Source organism: Nitrospiraceae bacterium (assembly GCA_020632595.1).
GTDB lineage: Bacteria > Nitrospirota > Nitrospiria > Nitrospirales > UBA8639 > Nitrospira_E.
The window spans coordinates 590,423-606,883 of sequence record JACKFF010000001.1 but is presented as its reverse complement, the minus strand read 5'-3'; the positions used below and the strand labels follow the sequence as shown (position 1 = coordinate 606,883).

The 16,461-nt window shown below is 49.4% G+C and carries 15 protein-coding genes; 10 read left to right on the top strand and 5 right to left on the bottom strand.

All coding sequences use genetic code 11. The annotated features are described in order from the left end of the window. Positions 1-185: 185 nt before the first annotated feature. From H6750_02665 to H6750_02655, 3 genes are all read right to left on the bottom strand, one after another. Positions 186-938: a zinc transporter ZupT gene (locus H6750_02665; protein ID MCB9773215.1), complete on the bottom strand. Its 753-nt coding sequence runs from the start codon at positions 936-938 to the stop codon at positions 186-188. An 89-nt stretch (positions 939-1,027) separates the two neighbouring features. Then, positions 1,028-4,738, bottom strand: coding sequence for a DUF255 domain-containing protein (locus H6750_02660; GenBank protein ID MCB9773214.1), 3,711 nt, complete (start codon positions 4,736-4,738; stop codon positions 1,028-1,030). Positions 4,739-4,825: 87 nt separating this feature from the next. Continuing rightward, positions 4,826-5,332, bottom strand: coding sequence for a c-type cytochrome (locus H6750_02655; GenBank protein ID MCB9773213.1), 507 nt, complete (start codon positions 5,330-5,332; stop codon positions 4,826-4,828). Positions 5,333-5,587: 255 nt separating this feature from the next. Here H6750_02655 and H6750_02650 point away from each other — a divergent pair, with 255 nt between their 5' ends. Beyond that, a complete protein-coding gene (locus tag H6750_02650) occupies positions 5,588-6,208 on the top strand; it encodes a DnaJ domain-containing protein (protein ID MCB9773212.1) in 621 nt (206 codons plus the stop codon). A gap of 36 nt (positions 6,209-6,244) precedes the next feature. Here H6750_02650 and arsC read toward each other — a convergent pair whose 3' ends face one another. Beyond that, positions 6,245-6,595 carry an arsenate reductase (glutaredoxin) gene (gene arsC / locus H6750_02645; GenBank protein ID MCB9773211.1) on the bottom strand — a complete coding sequence of 117 codons (351 nt, stop codon included), beginning with the start codon at positions 6,593-6,595 and terminating at the stop codon, positions 6,245-6,247. 135 nt (positions 6,596-6,730) lie between these two features. On the opposite strand from arsC, the gene H6750_02640 reads away from it, so the two are divergent. Continuing rightward, a complete protein-coding gene (locus H6750_02640) occupies positions 6,731-7,093 on the top strand; it encodes a hypothetical protein (protein ID MCB9773210.1) in 363 nt (120 codons plus the stop codon). 215 nt (positions 7,094-7,308) lie between these two features. Here H6750_02640 and H6750_02635 read toward each other — a convergent pair whose 3' ends face one another. Continuing rightward, on the bottom strand, positions 7,309-8,163 hold the full coding sequence (locus tag H6750_02635; protein ID MCB9773209.1) for an NAD(+)/NADH kinase: 855 nt from the start codon (positions 8,161-8,163) through the stop codon (positions 7,309-7,311). Between H6750_02635 and H6750_02630 the strand changes: the two genes are divergently transcribed. The 8 genes from H6750_02630 (at position 8,111) to rpoZ (ending at position 16,451) form a co-directional block, all read left to right on the top strand. Continuing rightward, entirely contained in the window at positions 8,111-8,275 is a 165-nt protein-coding gene (locus H6750_02630; protein ID MCB9773208.1) for a hypothetical protein, read from the top strand. The genes H6750_02635 and H6750_02630 overlap by 53 nt on opposite strands. A 204-nt stretch (positions 8,276-8,479) precedes the next feature. Then, positions 8,480-10,909: an ATP-dependent Clp protease ATP-binding subunit gene (locus tag H6750_02625; GenBank protein MCB9773207.1), complete on the top strand. Its 2,430-nt coding sequence runs from the start codon at positions 8,480-8,482 to the stop codon at positions 10,907-10,909. 77 nt (positions 10,910-10,986) lie between these two features. Beyond that, the gene (gene tsaD, locus H6750_02620) at positions 10,987-12,066 is read left to right on the top strand and encodes a tRNA (adenosine(37)-N6)-threonylcarbamoyltransferase complex transferase subunit TsaD (protein ID MCB9773206.1); all 1,080 of its coding nucleotides are present in this window, start codon (positions 10,987-10,989) and stop codon (positions 12,064-12,066) included. Positions 12,067-12,141: 75 nt separating this feature from the next. Then, complete coding sequence (hflX, locus tag H6750_02615) at positions 12,142-13,791, top strand: GTPase HflX (GenBank protein MCB9773205.1); 1,650 nt, start codon at positions 12,142-12,144, stop codon at positions 13,789-13,791. A gap of 47 nt (positions 13,792-13,838) precedes the next feature. Further along, the gene (gene nth, locus H6750_02610; GenBank protein MCB9773204.1) at positions 13,839-14,492 is read left to right on the top strand and encodes an endonuclease III; all 654 of its coding nucleotides are present in this window, start codon (positions 13,839-13,841) and stop codon (positions 14,490-14,492) included. Continuing rightward, positions 14,489-15,367, top strand: a complete 879-nt coding sequence (locus H6750_02605) for a YicC family protein (protein ID MCB9773203.1) — start codon at positions 14,489-14,491, stop codon at positions 15,365-15,367. The genes nth and H6750_02605 overlap by 4 nt, the downstream gene beginning before the upstream one ends. A 26-nt stretch (positions 15,368-15,393) precedes the next feature. Continuing rightward, complete coding sequence (gene gmk / locus H6750_02600) at positions 15,394-16,002, top strand: guanylate kinase (GenBank protein MCB9773202.1); 609 nt, start codon at positions 15,394-15,396, stop codon at positions 16,000-16,002. Between the two features lie 80 nt (positions 16,003-16,082). Next, positions 16,083-16,451: a DNA-directed RNA polymerase subunit omega gene (rpoZ, locus tag H6750_02595; protein MCB9773201.1), complete on the top strand. Its 369-nt coding sequence runs from the start codon at positions 16,083-16,085 to the stop codon at positions 16,449-16,451. Positions 16,452-16,461: the final 10 nt, after the last annotated feature.

The following is a 16,461-nucleotide window of genomic DNA, read 5'->3' as shown; positions in this document are numbered from 1 at the left end:
TTCCCAACGCGGACAAGAAAAGCATGTCAATATTGGAAAACGAGATAGTCGATTTTAATCCGGGAAAAAGAAATTTGGCGGTTTTCTTGTGTAAAAAGAAAAGAGGGATTGTCTAGAATGAGGGAGAGTGAATTTGCTGCCCGCTTGATTTTCCAGGAGGGATAGGCTCCCGCCTGTAGGTCTCCTTAGGTGCGAATGCCGCTGACAATCTGCAGAACCATGGCCGTGAGGAACATGAGACTGATACCGGTGAAGACCCCATAGGCCGATTGAACCCGTCGGGTAGCGGTATAGAAAATCGTCGTTAGAGAAAAGATCACGTATAACAGCGAGCCCGCAGCTAACGCAAAAAACATGATGGTAAAGTAGTGAGATACCGCGAATCCGCTGATTAAAGTTCCCAGACAAGTTGGCAGACCTGCCAGCAATCCCATCAAAATGATATCTTTGAAGCTTGGCCTTGATTTTCCAGCCGAGCCGATTATGGCAAATCCTTCTGTCCCATTATGTAGGGCAAAGCCCAAAATGAGGACCCCGCTTAAGACCCATTCGCCCTGCATGTAGGCGGCGCCGATCGCCAGTCCTTCGCCCAAATTATGGAGCCCCATTCCCAGGGCAATCATGTAGGGGAGAAATAGCTTGGATGGCTCTGTCCGGTTCCGACCCTGCTGGCGTTGCTCAATGAGCACCAGTCCCACAAATCCGATTAGCAAGCTTCCGAGAAAGGCGACCCACGATAGGACATCTGTCGCGCCCGTGAATTCCACGGCCTCGTGCATGAGGTCAAAAAAGAGGTAGACAAGTACCCCGGTGGCGATTCCGGTTAAATAGCCTTCCCACGCCCTGCTCATGGCCCTTGCAATTATTAAGGCCAGGACGATGCCAAGATAAATCGGGAAAACCCCGGCAATCGCGCCAAGCCCAAGTAATGATCCAATTGTTTCCATAAATTAAACTTATCAAATATTAAAGTTTGTTGGCAATAATGAAACTTGGTTTCATTTTCAAATTAAAATGGGATTTAGTATCAGGGAACCCCGGATGTATGAATAGTCTCCAATAGTGCTCGGGGTTGAGAGAGCGGTTCCCATTTCAGGATGGTTAGTGAGTCATCGACATAGACAGGATGTCGCATGCCGTTGAGCACACTGGTTACACCCGGGATACTGGCAACCGCCCAGAGGGCTTTACGGGCGAAGGGTTCTTCCCGTTTGGATTCTGGTAAGAGGGGGTCAATAAGCTTACGAATTTCAGAGATTTTTTTTGCACTTTTTTGTGCGGCCTCCATGCGCATGACCTTGAGGAGGGAGACGAGCTCAGGGACATAGCGATCCCGCCACGATTCCCATATTTGTTCCTCTTCCTGTTTTCCGGAGAAATGTCGGGTGAGCAGTTGGAAGACCTGATTGGCATGGGGGGCAATCGTTTGTGATTCAATTTGGTCCCAGTGCTCGAGATTTTGGATGGACGGACGAATTCGTTTCAGTTCTTCGGCCCAGTTGAAATAATCCAACGGAGCAGCTCCTTTCTCAGGTTTAGGGACCTGGGGTGCTAACACCTGCTTGTAGTCGTGCTCCAGCGCGGCGACCTTTGGTTGTTGGGCCTCAAAGTTCGTATTGGAAATTTCCACCTGAGGGTCTGCGAGGCGGATCATGCCTGCGCCTTTTCCAGGAATGGCATTCAGAGGCCGGTTCACCAGGATAGCAATGTTGGCTTCCTGGGCAAATGCCAAGACCGTTTGGACCTGTTCGGGTCCGGTATTGGGCGTGAGCAGTGCTCCCGATTCAAACACATTCATCGGGAGTTGCAGTATTCGAAAATGATGGTGCGGAATGCCGGCATGTTTTGCTGCAGCTTCAGCGGCCTTGAGCATGCGAGAAAGTGAGGTGGCTTCGGGATTATCGGGTTTGGCTGTGCAGGTATTGGAGGAGACTCCATAGTATTGCAACCGGCCGGCCACGATCTGTGTCTCCAGATAAGAAAAAGCCTGTTGCAGGCGGCGATAAAACTCCTGCCGGAGATCTTCACGTCTGATGGGATCAATCGACAAGTTCCTGTTCTTGGCATCGGACAGAAAATATTCTGGATTATGCAGGAGGCAGATATCCAGGGTTTCCAGCCCCAGGCGGTCAAGGGACAGAGTCAGTTGTTCTTCTAGAAATGAAGGATGGAGGCAATGCCAGATGCCTTCCCCATATTTGACCATCTCGGGAAACGGTTTGCCGGCTTGTTCCCTGGCCTCAGCGCGCGAAAGATTATTTCCCTGGACGTAACCGATTTTTGAAACCACGATGACTTCATCACGAGAGACAACCTCTTTAGCGATGAGATCCTTGAGCACGACACCCACCAAGCGTTCGCTCTCACCGTCCGCATAATTGGTGGACGTATCGATAAGGTTGCACCCGCCTTGTAAAGATTTTTCAAGTGCTCTTCGGTGGTCTTCCACTCCAAGGTTGATCCGGTAACCACCAAAGCCTATGCGAGAAGTGGTCAATCCGGTTGAACCCAAAGACGTATATCCGTGGGAAGAAGGGCGCGAATCCTGGGGGCTGGCCAGGATCCTGGCCACGTACTGCCCCGTCCCTTGAGGAGTGGCATGTCCGGAAAGCCCTTGGCTGGTTAGTGCTTGCACGGGTGGTTCTGGTGAGGTGATGGTCCCCTGAGGATAGGTCAATACCTCAATGGCCTCTTGAGGATCGGTAATCGGAGCCTGGCAGGCAAAGTTCTTACAGACATAGAGTGCGGCTTGCCCATTGACCAGGGTCTTCCCAGTTAACAGAGGATGAGGGGTTTCAGCCTCCAGCTCTTGCCGATAGGCCAAAATGCGATACGGTACGAAACACGCATTGACCACCGTGCGGAGTTGGCTATATCCCTTGTTTGTAGGAGATCCCACAAGAGCTAATTCCACCGGGCCTCGTAATAAAAGGTCGACGACCATGAGACTTTTGGGAAACCCTCGCGGCACCTGACCGATTTGTTGTCCATAGGCACGAATAGCATTGGTCGCGGCTTTCCGAAAGTCTTCCCGATCATGGTGAAATGATAAGCGGGCTAACGCCGATGCAGCCACCGCATTTCCACTGGGAGTTGCGCCATCGGCACCTTCCCTTCCCCGGATAATTAAGGCTTCATGATCGGCGGCTGTGGTAAAGAATCCTCCATGGTCTCGATCCTCAAAGTCTTCAAGGAGGCGTTCAGCTAATGAGACCGCCTCATGGAGGTACCGTTCATACCCCGTGGCTTCATAGACATCGATCATTGCCTCGGTCGCATAGGCATAATCTTCCAAGCAGGCATTGAGGTGGGCATGTCCTGCCCGATAGGTACGCCAGAGCCGGCTTTCAGGCCGTGAAAGCGTGGTCAGCAGAAAATCGGCGGCCCGAACGGCACCATCCAGATACGGTTGGTGGTTGAAAACTCGGCCGGCTTCCGCCATCGTTCCGATCATCATGCCATTCCAGGCGGTAATGATTTTATCATCGAGTCCCGGCGGAACACGTTTCAGACGAGACTGATACACGGTAGATTTTGTCCGCATGATTGTCTCGCCTAAGTCCCCAGGGGAACAGCCTAACTCCTCCGCGACGGTTTCTAGAGATTTTTTTGTGCGAGGGATGTTGGTGTGCTCCCAATTGCCTTCATCCGTGATGTCAAAATAGGCGCAGAAGCGAGCGGCGTCTTGTTCGTTTGTCAGAATTTCACGTATCTGTTCCGGCGTCCACACGAAAAACTTGCCTTCTACTCCCTCGCTGTCTGCATCAGTGGCTGAATAAAACCCGCCTTCCGGTGCGGTCATTTCTCGCAAAATGTAATCTAAGGTCTCTGTGGCGACCTGGCGGTATCGATTCTCACCTGTGACTTGAAACGCTTCGACGTATGTCCGTGCAAGGAGTGCGTTGTCATACAGCATTTTTTCAAAGTGCGGGGCTAACCATTCGTCATCGGTAGAATAGCGAGCAAATCCTCCACCGATATGATCATACAGTCCGCCTTCGGCCATCCCATCAAGGGTTTTGGTGACCATGGCGAGGATTTTTTTTTCTCGACTCCAGTGATATTGGCGCAGGAGAAAGGAGAGGCCGGTGGCCGGTGGGAATTTTGGTGCACGTCCAAATCCTCCGTAACGTGCGTCGAAATCACGGGCATATTGCTTGACGGCATCTTCAATCTCCGCTGCACCAACGGCGAGGGGAGATGCGGGTTGCAGGGCATTTCGCAAGCGTGCGGTGAATCGACTGGCTTGTTGGGTGATGTTAGATTGATCTTTCTTCCACCCCTCCCCAATATTTGTCAGGATTGATCCGAATCCCGGACGACCATAGCGGTCGGTGGGAGGGAAATAGGTTCCCGCAAAAATGGGTTCCTGATCAGGGGTGAGAAAAACGGTCATGGGCCATCCGCCGTGTCCCTGGTTCATGGCGGTCGTGGCTTGCATATAGATTTCATCCAAATCCGGACGTTCTTCCCTGTCCACTTTGATATTTACAAAGTACCGGTTCATCAGATCCGCGATGGCCTGATTTTCAAAGGATTCCCGCTCCATTACATGGCACCAATGGCAGGCTGAATAGCCAATGGAGAGCAGGATAGGCTTATTTTCTTTTTTTGCCAGATTCAATGCCTCTTCTCCCCAGGGGAACCAATCTACCGGGTTGTAGGCATGTTGGAGGAGATAGGGGCTGGTTTCGTGACTCAGTCGATTGGGTTGGCGTTCTGTTGTGGATTCAGACATAAAGGCTTTTCACTCAACGTGATGCAGGATAATTAATAATAGAGTCGGTGTACTCTGGGATAATTAATACGTTAGGAAAAAGAGGTATTATGGTTGCTGCTCTCCGAGGCTTCGTTCATAGAGCAACACCTTCCATCCATCTTCCTCAGAAATGAAACCCTTGGGCTGGACAACTGGTAGCATCCCTGTTCCAGGGACCCGTCCTGTCTGTCCCATGCTTCCGTTTTTGAGGACCCACATCATTTCACCCGGTGTTCGATAGGTGTTAAACTTCGGGTTGGTGAAATTTCTCGGTTGAATGGGAAGGTTTTTGGCGGCCGGCCCATTTCCTTTTCCTTCGGCCCCATGACAACTAATACAGCCTCCACGTCCCAGAAAGATTTCTTTTCCTTCGGCAAGGATTTCCGAAGTGGGCTCAATGGGAGGTTTCGCCGATTTGGCTTTGGCTATCTCATTTGAGGGGACTCTGGAGATTTTGATGTTGAATTCACCACCAGCGCTGCCATAGCCGGCAGGGTTGACTGACCAGGCCGGTGGCGTAAGGATGATGGAGAGAATAAAGCTCCTTCCCAAAATAAGCAGGTAGTAATTCATGAAACCCTCCTTCAATAAGATTTAGGAAAGGCTGGAAAAAGTTCAATATTTGAGAGATCACTCCAATTCCTTACATCTTAAGATCTTCGAGGGTTACAAAGGTCATCAGGATACCAATCATCAAGCTGGGGGGCAATCTCAGCCATTTATTAACTATTTTTAATTGGGGTCTCCCTTTCAAGTCACAACAAACATCCTTATGAAGTGGACAATTGTGGTACAATCGGCTCAAAATTTTCCTTGAGCATTGGCAATATGGCGTTAAATGAGCACAATCGACGGAAATTTGTGGCTGGCATGAGTCGGCGGATTGCCAAGCTTCGCGATCAGTCTGAGCAAAGCTTGGACTTTGCTATTGAAACGATGTTTCAAGAGCGGACAGAGGCCTATTTGCATGTTGAGCAGGGGTTGATCGAAGTTGATCGGATGTTGGGGCTGGTTGAGGGGGAGCTGGAGAATATTACAGAATTGACTACCGCCCAGCGCTTGGAGTCGCGCTTAGAATTTATTGAGGACCGGTTTGAAGAATTTGAAAGCGAGATCAGGCAGCGTCCTCGCCGTCGAAGGCACAAGATCAATCTCTTTAATTTTTTTAAGGCTGCTGGCGGAGGCGGAGGAGAGGGAGAGCCCACTTCTGTTCGTGGGGAAATTCGTTCGTCTGTCCAAGCCTATGAAGTGCTGGGTGTTGAATTTGGAAGTCCTTTGCCAGTGGTGACTCGAGCCTTTCGAGAGCGGGCGAAGAAAATTCATCCTGATATTCGCCAAGGTGACCGCAGTTCCGAGCCGGAACTGCGGCGTATTATCGAAGCCTACCAATTTCTCAAAACCGATTATTTCGGCAGTTCGGCCTCAGATTCTATCCAGCGGCCATTTTGACGAGTGGCCCGGCTCAATTCTTACGCGAAGACTTTGTTAAAGAAGTTTGGTGACGGTTTCCGGAGGGCGGGCGAGGATTACCTGATCCCCTTTTTGGACCAGAGGACGCTGGATGAGGTCCGGGTGTTTGATGAGGATGTCTAATAATTCATCATCGGTGAATTCTGAGTTCTGTAAGTTCAGCTTTTTGTAGATCTCTTCCTTTTTACGGATAATTTCTGACGATTTAATCCCTGCTTTCTTGAGTAGCCCTTTGAGCGTGGATTTGGAAAAAGTTTTTTCGTAATAGTTAATGGTCGTAAAGGGTTGTCCGCTTTCCTCCACCAGTTTGATGACCTGTCGGCAGGTGGAGCATGTTGGTTTGTGATAAATAAGGATGTCAGCCATAAATACGCCTCCTTTGTGAATGGTCTGTCAGTTCCATCAGCCTTGACCTCCTTTTTGAGGCCATGCTACAAGCTGGTCCAGCTGTTAGCGAAGGATCAGTCTGATGGATACATACGACAGAAGGATTTTGCCAGAATGAGCGAGCCAAACCCAGCTCAAGACTTTTTTTGTGCTTCCGAGACCGAGCGAACCTTAAAGGATCTTCGACTTAAACGTAAAGGTCAGCCCGTGTATGTGATGGGTCATGAAGATCGATATAAGGGCAAGGAAGGGGTATTTGAATTTTTTAACGTTCGGCTTGCAGTGGTCAAGTTTCCTGATGAAAAATCCCTAGGATTCGATCCCATCGATTTATTGTTGCCGTGTGTGATTAACGAAGACGGCGTGCCTTTTTTTGAAATTCGCTATTGCGAAACATGCGATCAAGTTTTTCCTCTCACCGCATCTGAATTTTATGCCCCTGTTGAGCGGAAAGAGTGTCCCGAGTGCGCACCATAAGTCTCTATTGAAATTAGAGCCTTCCCTGCGAATTACTTGACGGGGCATTCTCCGTTTTCTTTTTTGAATCCGACCCTCTATTTTTCTTTGATAAGGAAGAGTAGATTATCTTGACGAGTACAATAAGGGAACTTTCAGATTTGCCAGCCTATGAAGTAAATGGGATAGTCAGAAAAATTGGTCGCGTTGGTTGTAGGAAGTCTTGTAGGCCGGAGTCACCCATCCCCCCACTTTAATTTGGTACGTAATACCTCAAAGTAGCTTCGCTCTGGAAAACGAATAAGATGCGTGCGGTGGTCTGAGGCTCGCACTTGCACAAGATCGCCAGTCAGCATTTCCACTCCCACCTGGCCATCTATGGTCGCCATGGCCGGTTCCTGACTTGTCAGTTCAATGGTGATCGGCACATCACCCGGGGCAAGAAAGGGGCGGTGGGAAAAGGTGTGAGGGCAGATCGGATTGATTAGCAACACTTCCAGCCGTGGATCTAAAATCGGACCCTTTGCCGAAAGGGAGTAAGCCGTCGATCCTGTCGGGGTAGCGACGATCAGTCCATCACCACGCAAGTTTGTCATAAATGCGTGATTGACCCATATTTTGGTGGCGATCATTCTCGCCAAATGTCCTTTACTTATTACTACGTCATTTAATGCTGAGTAGGTACAGAGGATTTGGTCACCCCGTTGTAGCTGGACTTTTAACATCAGGCGTTTATCCAGTTGCCATTCTCCTGCGAACACTTTTCCTAAGGCTGTGGGGAGATCGTCAAAGTTGATTTCAGTGAGGAAGCCCAGACCTCCCATATTGACTCCCAGGATGGGAATCCCTCGTTGCTCAACAAGCCTTGCTCCGCTTAACATCGTGCCATCGCCACCTAATACAATGAGGAGGTCGGCTTCCTTGGCAATCTGCAGACGGGTAGGACTATCCAAGGTAGGAAAGCCTTGGGTGGAATCAAGAATCACCGTTTTGTGATGGGAAACCAACCAATCATGGAGATAGGACGTCTCCTTCTGCATGTTGGGGGCGTTAGGTTTGGTGATGATTCCGATGGTCTGGAAGTTAGACATCTGCTTAGAAAAGAATGGTGTTGTCAGGCGTCAGGATGGTAGTGTCTTCATTGATCTGATAGCAAGCGAGGAGTTTTCTGGTTATGATGTCGGCAATTTTATCCGTGTGTGAACAAGAGGCTTTTCTTAGCCTATTTTGATTGGTAGACTAGGTCATCTCCCTTGTTGCTGGGGTCTCTCATCTCCAGCTTCTGACTTGACAGTTTTGAAGGATCACGGATAGACTGAAAATGTGAATTTTTCGCGAATTTATTTGTGGATAATAGACGAATGTGCGAGCGAAAAGTTTCGCGAATAATCGGCTAGAGGAGGTCCAATGTTCGAACGATTCACGGATCGTGGTAGAAAAATCATCATCCTTGCCAGAGAAGAAGCGGAACGGCACCAAAACGATTATCTTGGTACCGAGCATTTGGTGCTCGCGATTCTTCGAGAGTCAGACGGCATAGCCTTGATGATCATCAAAAAAATGGGTCTCTCGCCGGAACAAATCCGTCTTGAGATAGAAAGAAATCTGCCCGGAGGCGGGACAACGGTCACCTTCGGGGAAATCCCATTTAGTCCCAGAGTGAAAAAAGTAATAGAGTATGGTGTCGAGGAAGCCAGGCTGCTGGGACACAACCATATCGGGAGCGAACATCTGCTTCTTGGACTTCTTCGTGAGGAAGAGGGCATAGGGGGAAAAGTGCTTCGTAGTCTGGGAGCCAATCTTCTAACGGCCCGTCAATTGACGGTCACATTCCTTCGAAAATCAGGGACCAGGGAGCGAGATAAAAAAAGTAGCACACCTGCGTTGGATGAATTTGGCAGGGATTTGACGCAATTGGCTCAGGAGGGAACGCTTGACCCTGTTATCGGACGTTCAGATGAAATTCAGAGGGTTCTTCAAATTCTCAGCCGTCGAACGAAAAACAACCCGGCATTAATTGGTGAATCCGGGGTGGGAAAAACAGCCATTGTGGAAGGGCTGGCTCAGCGGATCATCGGCTTGGATGTCCCGGACAATTTATTGAATCGTAGGGTCATTGCCTTGGATCTTGGTTCCCTGGTAGCAGGGACGAAATATCGTGGGCAATTTGAAGAACGTCTTAAAGTGGTGATGAAAGAAATTTCCCAAGCCGGGAATATCATTCTCTTTATTGATGAACTTCACACGTTAGTCGGTGCGGGTGCTGCTGAAGGGTCCATTGATGCTGCGAATATGTTAAAGCCTGCCTTGTCCCGTGGGGAAATTCAATGCATTGGTGCCACGACCCTGGATGAATACCGAAAGCATATTGAAAAGGATGGAGCACTCAAGCGGCGGTTTCAGCCTATTTATGTTCAGCCTCCTTCAGTAGAAGAGACTGTACAAATCATTCAGGGGCTTCGTGATCGATACGAAGAGCATCACGGAGTTGAAATTACGGATGAGGCGGTGGAAGAGGCTGTGAAACTGAGTGAACGGTATATCACCGACAGGTTTTTGCCTGATAAGGCGATTGACCTTATCGATGAAACCGGTTCGCGTGCAAAGTTGCTCACCTATGCCCTCCCCCCTGAACTGAAGTCCCTTGAACAGGAACTCAAAAGAGTCGCTCGTGAAAAAGAAGTGGCAATCGGGCTTCAAAATTTTGAGGAAGCCGTCAAATTTCGCGAAGAGGAAGAGCGATTTCGCAAATTATTAGATGATTCAAAGCGGGATTGGAAGAAAAAGCAAGAAAAAAATAGACCGGTTATATCAGGGGAGGATGTGGCCTATGTCATTTCCAAAATGACAGGGATCCCTCTCTTTAAACTTGAGGAAGAAGAATCTGAAAAATTGCTGCACATGGAGGAATACCTTCACAAGCGTATTATAGGCCAGGAAGAAGCCATATCTGCGGTCTGTCGATCCATCCGCCGGTCGCGGGCTGGCTTGAAGGATGCTAAAAAGCCCATTGGTTCGTTTATTTTCCTTGGCCCGACGGGGGTTGGTAAGACGGAGTTGGCCCGCGCTTTGGCGGAATTCTTGTTCAATACCGATGATGCATTAATACGGGTGGACATGTCAGAATACCAGGAGAAGTTTACTAGTTCCCGGCTATTTGGAGCCCCTCCGGGTTACGTGGGGTATGAGGAAGGTGGGCAATTGACGGAAAAAGTAAGGCGTCGCCCCTATTCAGTCGTCTTATTTGATGAAATTGAAAAGGCCCACCCAGATATTTTCAATGTGTTGCTTCAGGTCCTTGATGATGGAGTCTTGACGGATAGTTTAGGCCGAAAGGTTGACTTTAAAAATACTATCTTAGTGATGACCTCAAATTTGGGAACTCGATTCATTCAAAAGGGGGTATCCCTTGGGTTCCAGCGCGATGTGGAGGCTGAGCATTCTTCACGTATGCGAGGCGAAGTTCTTGCCGAGTTAAAGCGTCATTTCAGTCCTGAATTCTTAAATCGTATCGATGAATTAGTTGTCTTCCACCAACTCACGAAAGAACATTTGGTGAGTATCGTTGATATTCTTATTGGTGAACTCAATGCCCGTCTTGTGGAAAGGGGAGTGTTTTTAGATGTCACCGACGAGGTGAAGCAGTGGTTGATTGACGAAGGGTTTGAACAACAATATGGTGCCCGTCCCCTTCGCCGAACTATTCAACGACGACTGGGAGATCCCCTCTCTGAAGAACTGATTAAGGGGCGGTTTAAGGATGCCAAAAAGATTAAGGTTGTCCTGACCGATCAAACTCCAAATTTCATTGAAGAAGAGGTGTTAGCGAGTGTCTGATTGGATATAGGGATGGTCAAATCCTAGATGAAACCCTCAGGACCGCCAGTCCTGGGGGTTTTGTTGTTTTTTGCCAAATGAATTTTGGTGCTGAAAAGGAATCTTCCGTGATTTTAGGAATTGAAACTTCATGTGATGAAACAGCTGTAGCTGTGTTGGATGGCGAAGGTCACATCCTTTCAAATATTTTAGATTCTCAAATTGAAGTGCATGCCCGTTACGGGGGAGTGGTCCCGGAATTGGCTTCGCGTCGTCATATAGAGTGTCTGGAGCTTTTGACAAGGGAAGCCTTGGGTCTGGCCAATGTTTCCCTTTCCCAATTAACCGGGATAGCGGTCACCAATCGTCCAGGATTGGTCGGGGCCTTACTCGTTGGTGTAAATTTTGCCAAAGCTCTGGCTTTTGCCACCAAAATTCCCTTGGTGACAGTCAATCATTTGGAGGGGCATTTGGCGTCCGCATGGTTATCGAATCCCAATTTTCCAACCCCGGCCATGGTCTTGATTGCGTCTGGTGGGCATACCCACCTGGCATTGGTTCCTCATCGTGGAGATTATCAGTTCATTGGATGGACGATGGATGATGCAGCGGGAGAAGCGTTTGATAAGGGCGCCAAAATGCTCGGGCTTCCTTATCCTGGCGGTCCGGCCATTGACCGGCTTGCCCAACAGGGGAATGCACAATATGTCTCATTCCCCCGCCCAACTCTTCAAAGCCAAAATTTTAATTTCAGTTTCAGTGGGCTGAAAACCGCGCTTCGATATTTCGTGCGGGATGAGCAACAAAAGGGGAATGCTCCATTGCCCGTCGCTGATATCGCGGCCAGTTACCAGGAGGCTATTGTGGATGTGTTGGTGGAGAAGCTTTGTCGCGCGGCCCGTCACTATGATGTGAAAGGAATCTCTGTCGTGGGAGGAGTGGCTGCAAACTCCCGCCTTCGCCTGAGCCTTGAGGAGCATGCTCGCCCATTGGGGTTGCATGTGACGCTACCTTCGCGCGCGCTCTGCACGGACAATGGTGCCATGATTGCAGCTGCGGGGTTGGAAAAACTTAAGCGCAAGGAGAGAGCAGCATGGGATGTGGATGCGGTCTCTACGTTGCAATGTAAATTGGATGGGTTGGCGATGGCTGGACTTCCTTCTCAAGGACTCAGTTGATATCGCAAAAGGAGAAGAATCATTCCTGTTGTTCTCGGTAATCTTCATGGGTTAAAGGCTAATCACATTAGCCGAATGGAGCGTCTCTATCGTCGACGGATCCCGCCCGAAAAGGTTGTGACTCCGGAGGTGGCTCGGGAATGTGCCGAACTCACCTATGAGACGAGACGGCAAATCGGGCTTTTGGTCAATCGACAGGGCCAAATTGAATCGGTTTTAATCGGTGACCACCACGAATTGGTTATTCCCCATCTTTCGCGGACCCGGTCAGGCCTGCGGTTATTGCGAGGGGTTCGTTTAGTTCATACCCACCTCAATAATCAACCCCTGACCCAGGATGATCTGACCGATCTGGCTCTTCTTCGATTGGATTTAATTGTGGCGCTCGGTGTGGGAAAAGATGGGAGCCTTCGGGATGTCTATATGGCGCACATCCTTTCGAACCCCATTCAGGGACGAACTACGGTGGAGTTCCCCCCTTGTGCTTTTCACTCGTTTCAGTTGGATTGCCAGCAATTTATTCAATCATTGGAGCAGGAAATTGTTCGCTCGAATCCAGGGTTACGCGAAGGTGTTCGGGAGGGGAGGGCGCTTCTGGTTAGTGTCAGCACGGGAAATGCCGCTTCGGAAGAAGGTCGTCTCCAGGAATTACAAGAATTGGTACGGGCCCAGAACGTGGAAGTGTTAGGGTGCATCACTCAACGGTTGGGGGTGATTCATCCGAAGTTTGTCGTTGGTTCGGGAAAGATGAAAGAATTGGCGATTCGAGCGCTCCAATCCGGTGCCGATACTTTGATTTTTGATCAAGATTTAACACCGGCTCAGGTACGGGGTATTTCGGAAATCACGGACATGCGGGTCTTGGACCGCTCACAGGTGATTCTCGATATTTTTGCACAGCGGGCCCATTCCTCCATTGGAAAAATTCAAGTTGAACTGGCCCAGTTGCGGTATCTGCTCCCACGACTTGCCCAATCCAGTACGGCTCTTTCCCGGTTAGCAGGAGGAATTGGTACACGAGGGCCTGGAGAAACCAAGTTGGAAACGGATCGACGTCGAGCCCGCGAGCGCATTCAACGATTGGAACGGGACTTGGAGTCTATGGCACATGGTCGTCAGGAACAACGAAAAATGCGCATGAAGCGAGGCCTTCCGATCATTTCCATTATTGGCTATACCAATGTGGGGAAGTCGACTCTGTTAAATGCGTTGACAAAGAGCCAAGTCTCTGTAAAGGATCGTGTTTTTGAGACACTTGATACGGTCAATCGCCGCTGGTATTTACCTGGAATAGGCGACGTCATTCTGACAGATACCGTAGGATTCATCCGGGATTTGCCAAAAGACCTCATGGCGGCATTTCAGACCACCTTGCTGGAATTGCAGGAGGCCGATGTGTTGCTCCACGTGATAGATGCCCATGTCCCCGATCCTGGACAGCATATTATTGCGGTAGACAATATATTGAAGGAATTGGGGCTTGAAAACATTCCATGCCTGCGTTTTTTTAATAAAGCCGATCTGATGAGGGAAGAAGATGTGCAACTCCTCTGTCAGCGATATGCAGGAATGGGGGGATCGGCGTTACAAGATGCGTCACTTCTTATGATTCAGGAGGAACTCATATCCCTGCTCCGTGGCCTTCATGCAGAAGGTGGCAGGACAGGGAAGTGTCAGGAAATGCCTCTCTATACTTTTCCGGATCCAGCCGAGACCTTTCCATGAGGGGTCTTGCGTCACCGATGAGTCGTCCCAGAACAGCACGACCTCCGATGGAGTCGCCGGTAGAAGCGAAAAGGCGGGTGCGTCGGATCCTTGCCGCCTTGGATCAATCCGTTCCTGACGTGAGAGTAGAATTAGATTCCTCCAACCGGCTTGAATTGTTAGTGGCCACCATTCTTTCGGCCCAATGCACAGACCAGAGAGTCAACCAGGTGACTCCGAACCTGTTTGCCCGCTATCGCACGGCACAGGATTATGCCAATGCGGATCCAGCCGAATTAGAAGCGCTTATTCGAACAACGGGATTTTACAAAAATAAAGCGCGTCATCTCATTGGCTGTGGCCAAGCTTTGGTGCAGCGTTTTGACGGAATGGTCCCCGGAACAATGAAGGATTTAACTACTCTGCCCGGCGTGGGACGAAAAACAGCCAATGTTATTTTGGGTAGCTCTGTGGGAGAGCCTGCCGTTGTGGTCGATACTCATGTGAAGCGGGTAGCCAATCGCCTCGGATTGACAAGGAGCCAGGACCCGACAAAAATTGAAGAGGATCTTCAACGCCTCATACCCAAATCGCAATGGACGAACGGGGCACAACGCCTCCTGCTTCATGGGCGATATGTGTGTTTGGCCAGAACGCCAAAGTGTGCTCATTGTGTGCTCGATTCAGACTGTGGATGGGAAGGAAAACGAAAGCCAACATGAAAAGTATGACCGGTTTTGGAAAACGAGAATCGCTTTGTCAGGGAACCATGGTGGGGGTTGAAGTGCGATCTGTGAATCATCGGTTTTGCGAGCTGATGGTGCGTCTGCCCAAGGTGCTGTCTCATATGGAGCTGGAACTGAAAGAGCAAGTCAGGCGGACCTGCGAGCGTGGTCGCATTGAGTTAACTGTGACCATGAATGGTGGAGGGTCGGGAGCGACGAAGATAGTTCAATTAGATCGCGCCATGGCGAAGCGGTATATTCAAGGGTTACGGGAATTACAACGGGAATTCAAGCTGAGTGGAACGGTGGATGTGAACGTGGTGGCAGGGTTTCGGGATCTATTTTCCACAAGTGAAGAACCCCTGGCCATCAAGGATGTACCGAAGGTCGTTGAGGGGTTAGTCCAGCGTGCCTTGACCGATTTAGAAAAAATGCGCAGGAAAGAAGGCTCTGCCTTACAAAAAGATCTCTTGCAGCGGGTTCAAATAGTCGAGGAGCGGCTTCATGTTGTTCAGCAACGCATTCCTTCTGCACTGCAGGTGTCCGCGGATCGTTTGAAAGCGCGAGTCGCCAAGTTATTAGAGGGGGAGCGGGTAAACGACGATCGAATTGCTCAAGAAATAGCCATGTTGGCAGAACGATCAGACGTGACGGAAGAATTAACCCGCTTGCAAAGTCACGTGACACAATTTCGTTCCACACTCAAATCCAAAGGCCCGGTGGGCAAGCGACTTGATTTTCTCCTCCAAGAAATGGGAAGGGAAGTCAATACTATTGGATCAAAGGCGAGCGACTCCGAGATCTCCGGGCAGGTTGTGGAGTTGAAGAGTGAATTGGAAAAAATCCGTGAACAGGTCCAAAATATTGAATAATCAATCTAGGCTATAACGTCGGAGGAATGGTGGGAGTCACGGGAAAAAAATTGTTATTTGTTGTATCAGGTCCTTCTGGAGTGGGGAAGTCAACGCTCTGCCGGCATATTTTGAAGACGATTCCCGACATTCGCCTTTCGGTTTCGTACACCACGCGAAAGCCCCGGTCAGGCGAAACAGATGGCAAGGAATACAAGTTTATTTCGGAAACGGAGTTTCGCACAAAAATATCCGAGAACGCGTTTGCGGAATATGCCGAAGTTTATGGACGATTATACGGAACACCCTGGAAGGAATTGGAGCAGAAGTCCGGTTCGAATACGGATATCCTGTTGGATATCGATGTCCAGGGTGCGCGACAGGTCATGAAAACGCTGCAAAAAGCCGTGACCGTGTTTATTCTGCCTCCTTCATTAGAGGTGCTTCGGACCCGTCTGGTCGAACGAGCGACGGATACAACGGACGAGCAGGAGCGCCGGTTTCAGAAATCCCAGGACGAGATGCGGAGTTATTCGGAATACCAATATACAATTCGCAATGAAACCTTGGAACAGGCCATTGAGGAACTCCAATCCGTCATTGTGGCTGAACGTGTTCGAACCACCCATATCGATGCCGCGCATGTGTTTCGATAATTGCTGCATTGATGGGATTGTTTTGTGTAGACTAATGACCCTGAACGTGTGTTTTTCACAGAAAGGAAAGAGGATAGTCAATGGATGCATTATCGTTATTACCCCAACATCACCAAAAAGAATTTGATTCGCGGTATCGGATTGTGCTGATTGCCGCCCAACGGGCCAAACAATTGGTTCGGGGTGGAGAGCCGTATCTAGCCAGTAAGTTTTCGAAAGACACCTCACGAGCCTTGGAAGAAGTGCTCAACGGACAGGTTCCATATTTAATCGGCCAGGAAGCCAAAGAGGCCATTAAAATTGCCAAACGGGCTAATGAACGTCCCATTGATCCGGCTCTTTACGCACAGCCGGATGAAAACGCCCAAGAGATCAAAAAAGAATTGAGTGTATATATTGATGACACGGCTCAACATCTTGGCACGGTGGTCGAACCTGAAGAAGCATAGCTGAAATCGT

Excerpts from the sequence above, each read along its gene's own strand:
- hflX (MCB9773205.1), top strand. The coding sequence starts at position 12,142 with ATGGAGCGTCTCTATCGTCGACGGATCCCGCCCGAAAAGGTTGTGACT.
- H6750_02655 (MCB9773213.1), bottom strand. The coding sequence starts at position 5,332 with ATGAATTACTACCTGCTTATTTTGGGAAGGAGCTTTATTCTCTCCATC.
- H6750_02660 (MCB9773214.1), bottom strand. The coding sequence starts at position 4,738 with ATGTCTGAATCCACAACAGAACGCCAACCCAATCGACTGAGTCACGAA.
- nth (MCB9773204.1), top strand. The coding sequence starts at position 13,839 with ATGGAGTCGCCGGTAGAAGCGAAAAGGCGGGTGCGTCGGATCCTTGCC.
- tsaD (MCB9773206.1), top strand. The coding sequence starts at position 10,987 with ATGAATTTTGGTGCTGAAAAGGAATCTTCCGTGATTTTAGGAATTGAA.
- H6750_02640 (MCB9773210.1), top strand. The coding sequence starts at position 6,731 with ATGAGCGAGCCAAACCCAGCTCAAGACTTTTTTTGTGCTTCCGAGACC.
- rpoZ (MCB9773201.1), top strand. The coding sequence starts at position 16,083 with ATGGATGCATTATCGTTATTACCCCAACATCACCAAAAAGAATTTGAT.
- H6750_02625 (MCB9773207.1), top strand. The coding sequence starts at position 8,480 with ATGTTCGAACGATTCACGGATCGTGGTAGAAAAATCATCATCCTTGCC.
- H6750_02630 (MCB9773208.1), top strand. The coding sequence starts at position 8,111 with ATGTTGGGGGCGTTAGGTTTGGTGATGATTCCGATGGTCTGGAAGTTA.
- gmk (MCB9773202.1), top strand. The coding sequence starts at position 15,394 with ATGGTGGGAGTCACGGGAAAAAAATTGTTATTTGTTGTATCAGGTCCT.
- H6750_02635 (MCB9773209.1), bottom strand. The coding sequence starts at position 8,163 with ATGTCTAACTTCCAGACCATCGGAATCATCACCAAACCTAACGCCCCC.
- H6750_02605 (MCB9773203.1), top strand. The coding sequence starts at position 14,489 with ATGAAAAGTATGACCGGTTTTGGAAAACGAGAATCGCTTTGTCAGGGA.
- arsC (MCB9773211.1), bottom strand. The coding sequence starts at position 6,595 with ATGGCTGACATCCTTATTTATCACAAACCAACATGCTCCACCTGCCGA.
- H6750_02650 (MCB9773212.1), top strand. The coding sequence starts at position 5,588 with ATGGCGTTAAATGAGCACAATCGACGGAAATTTGTGGCTGGCATGAGT.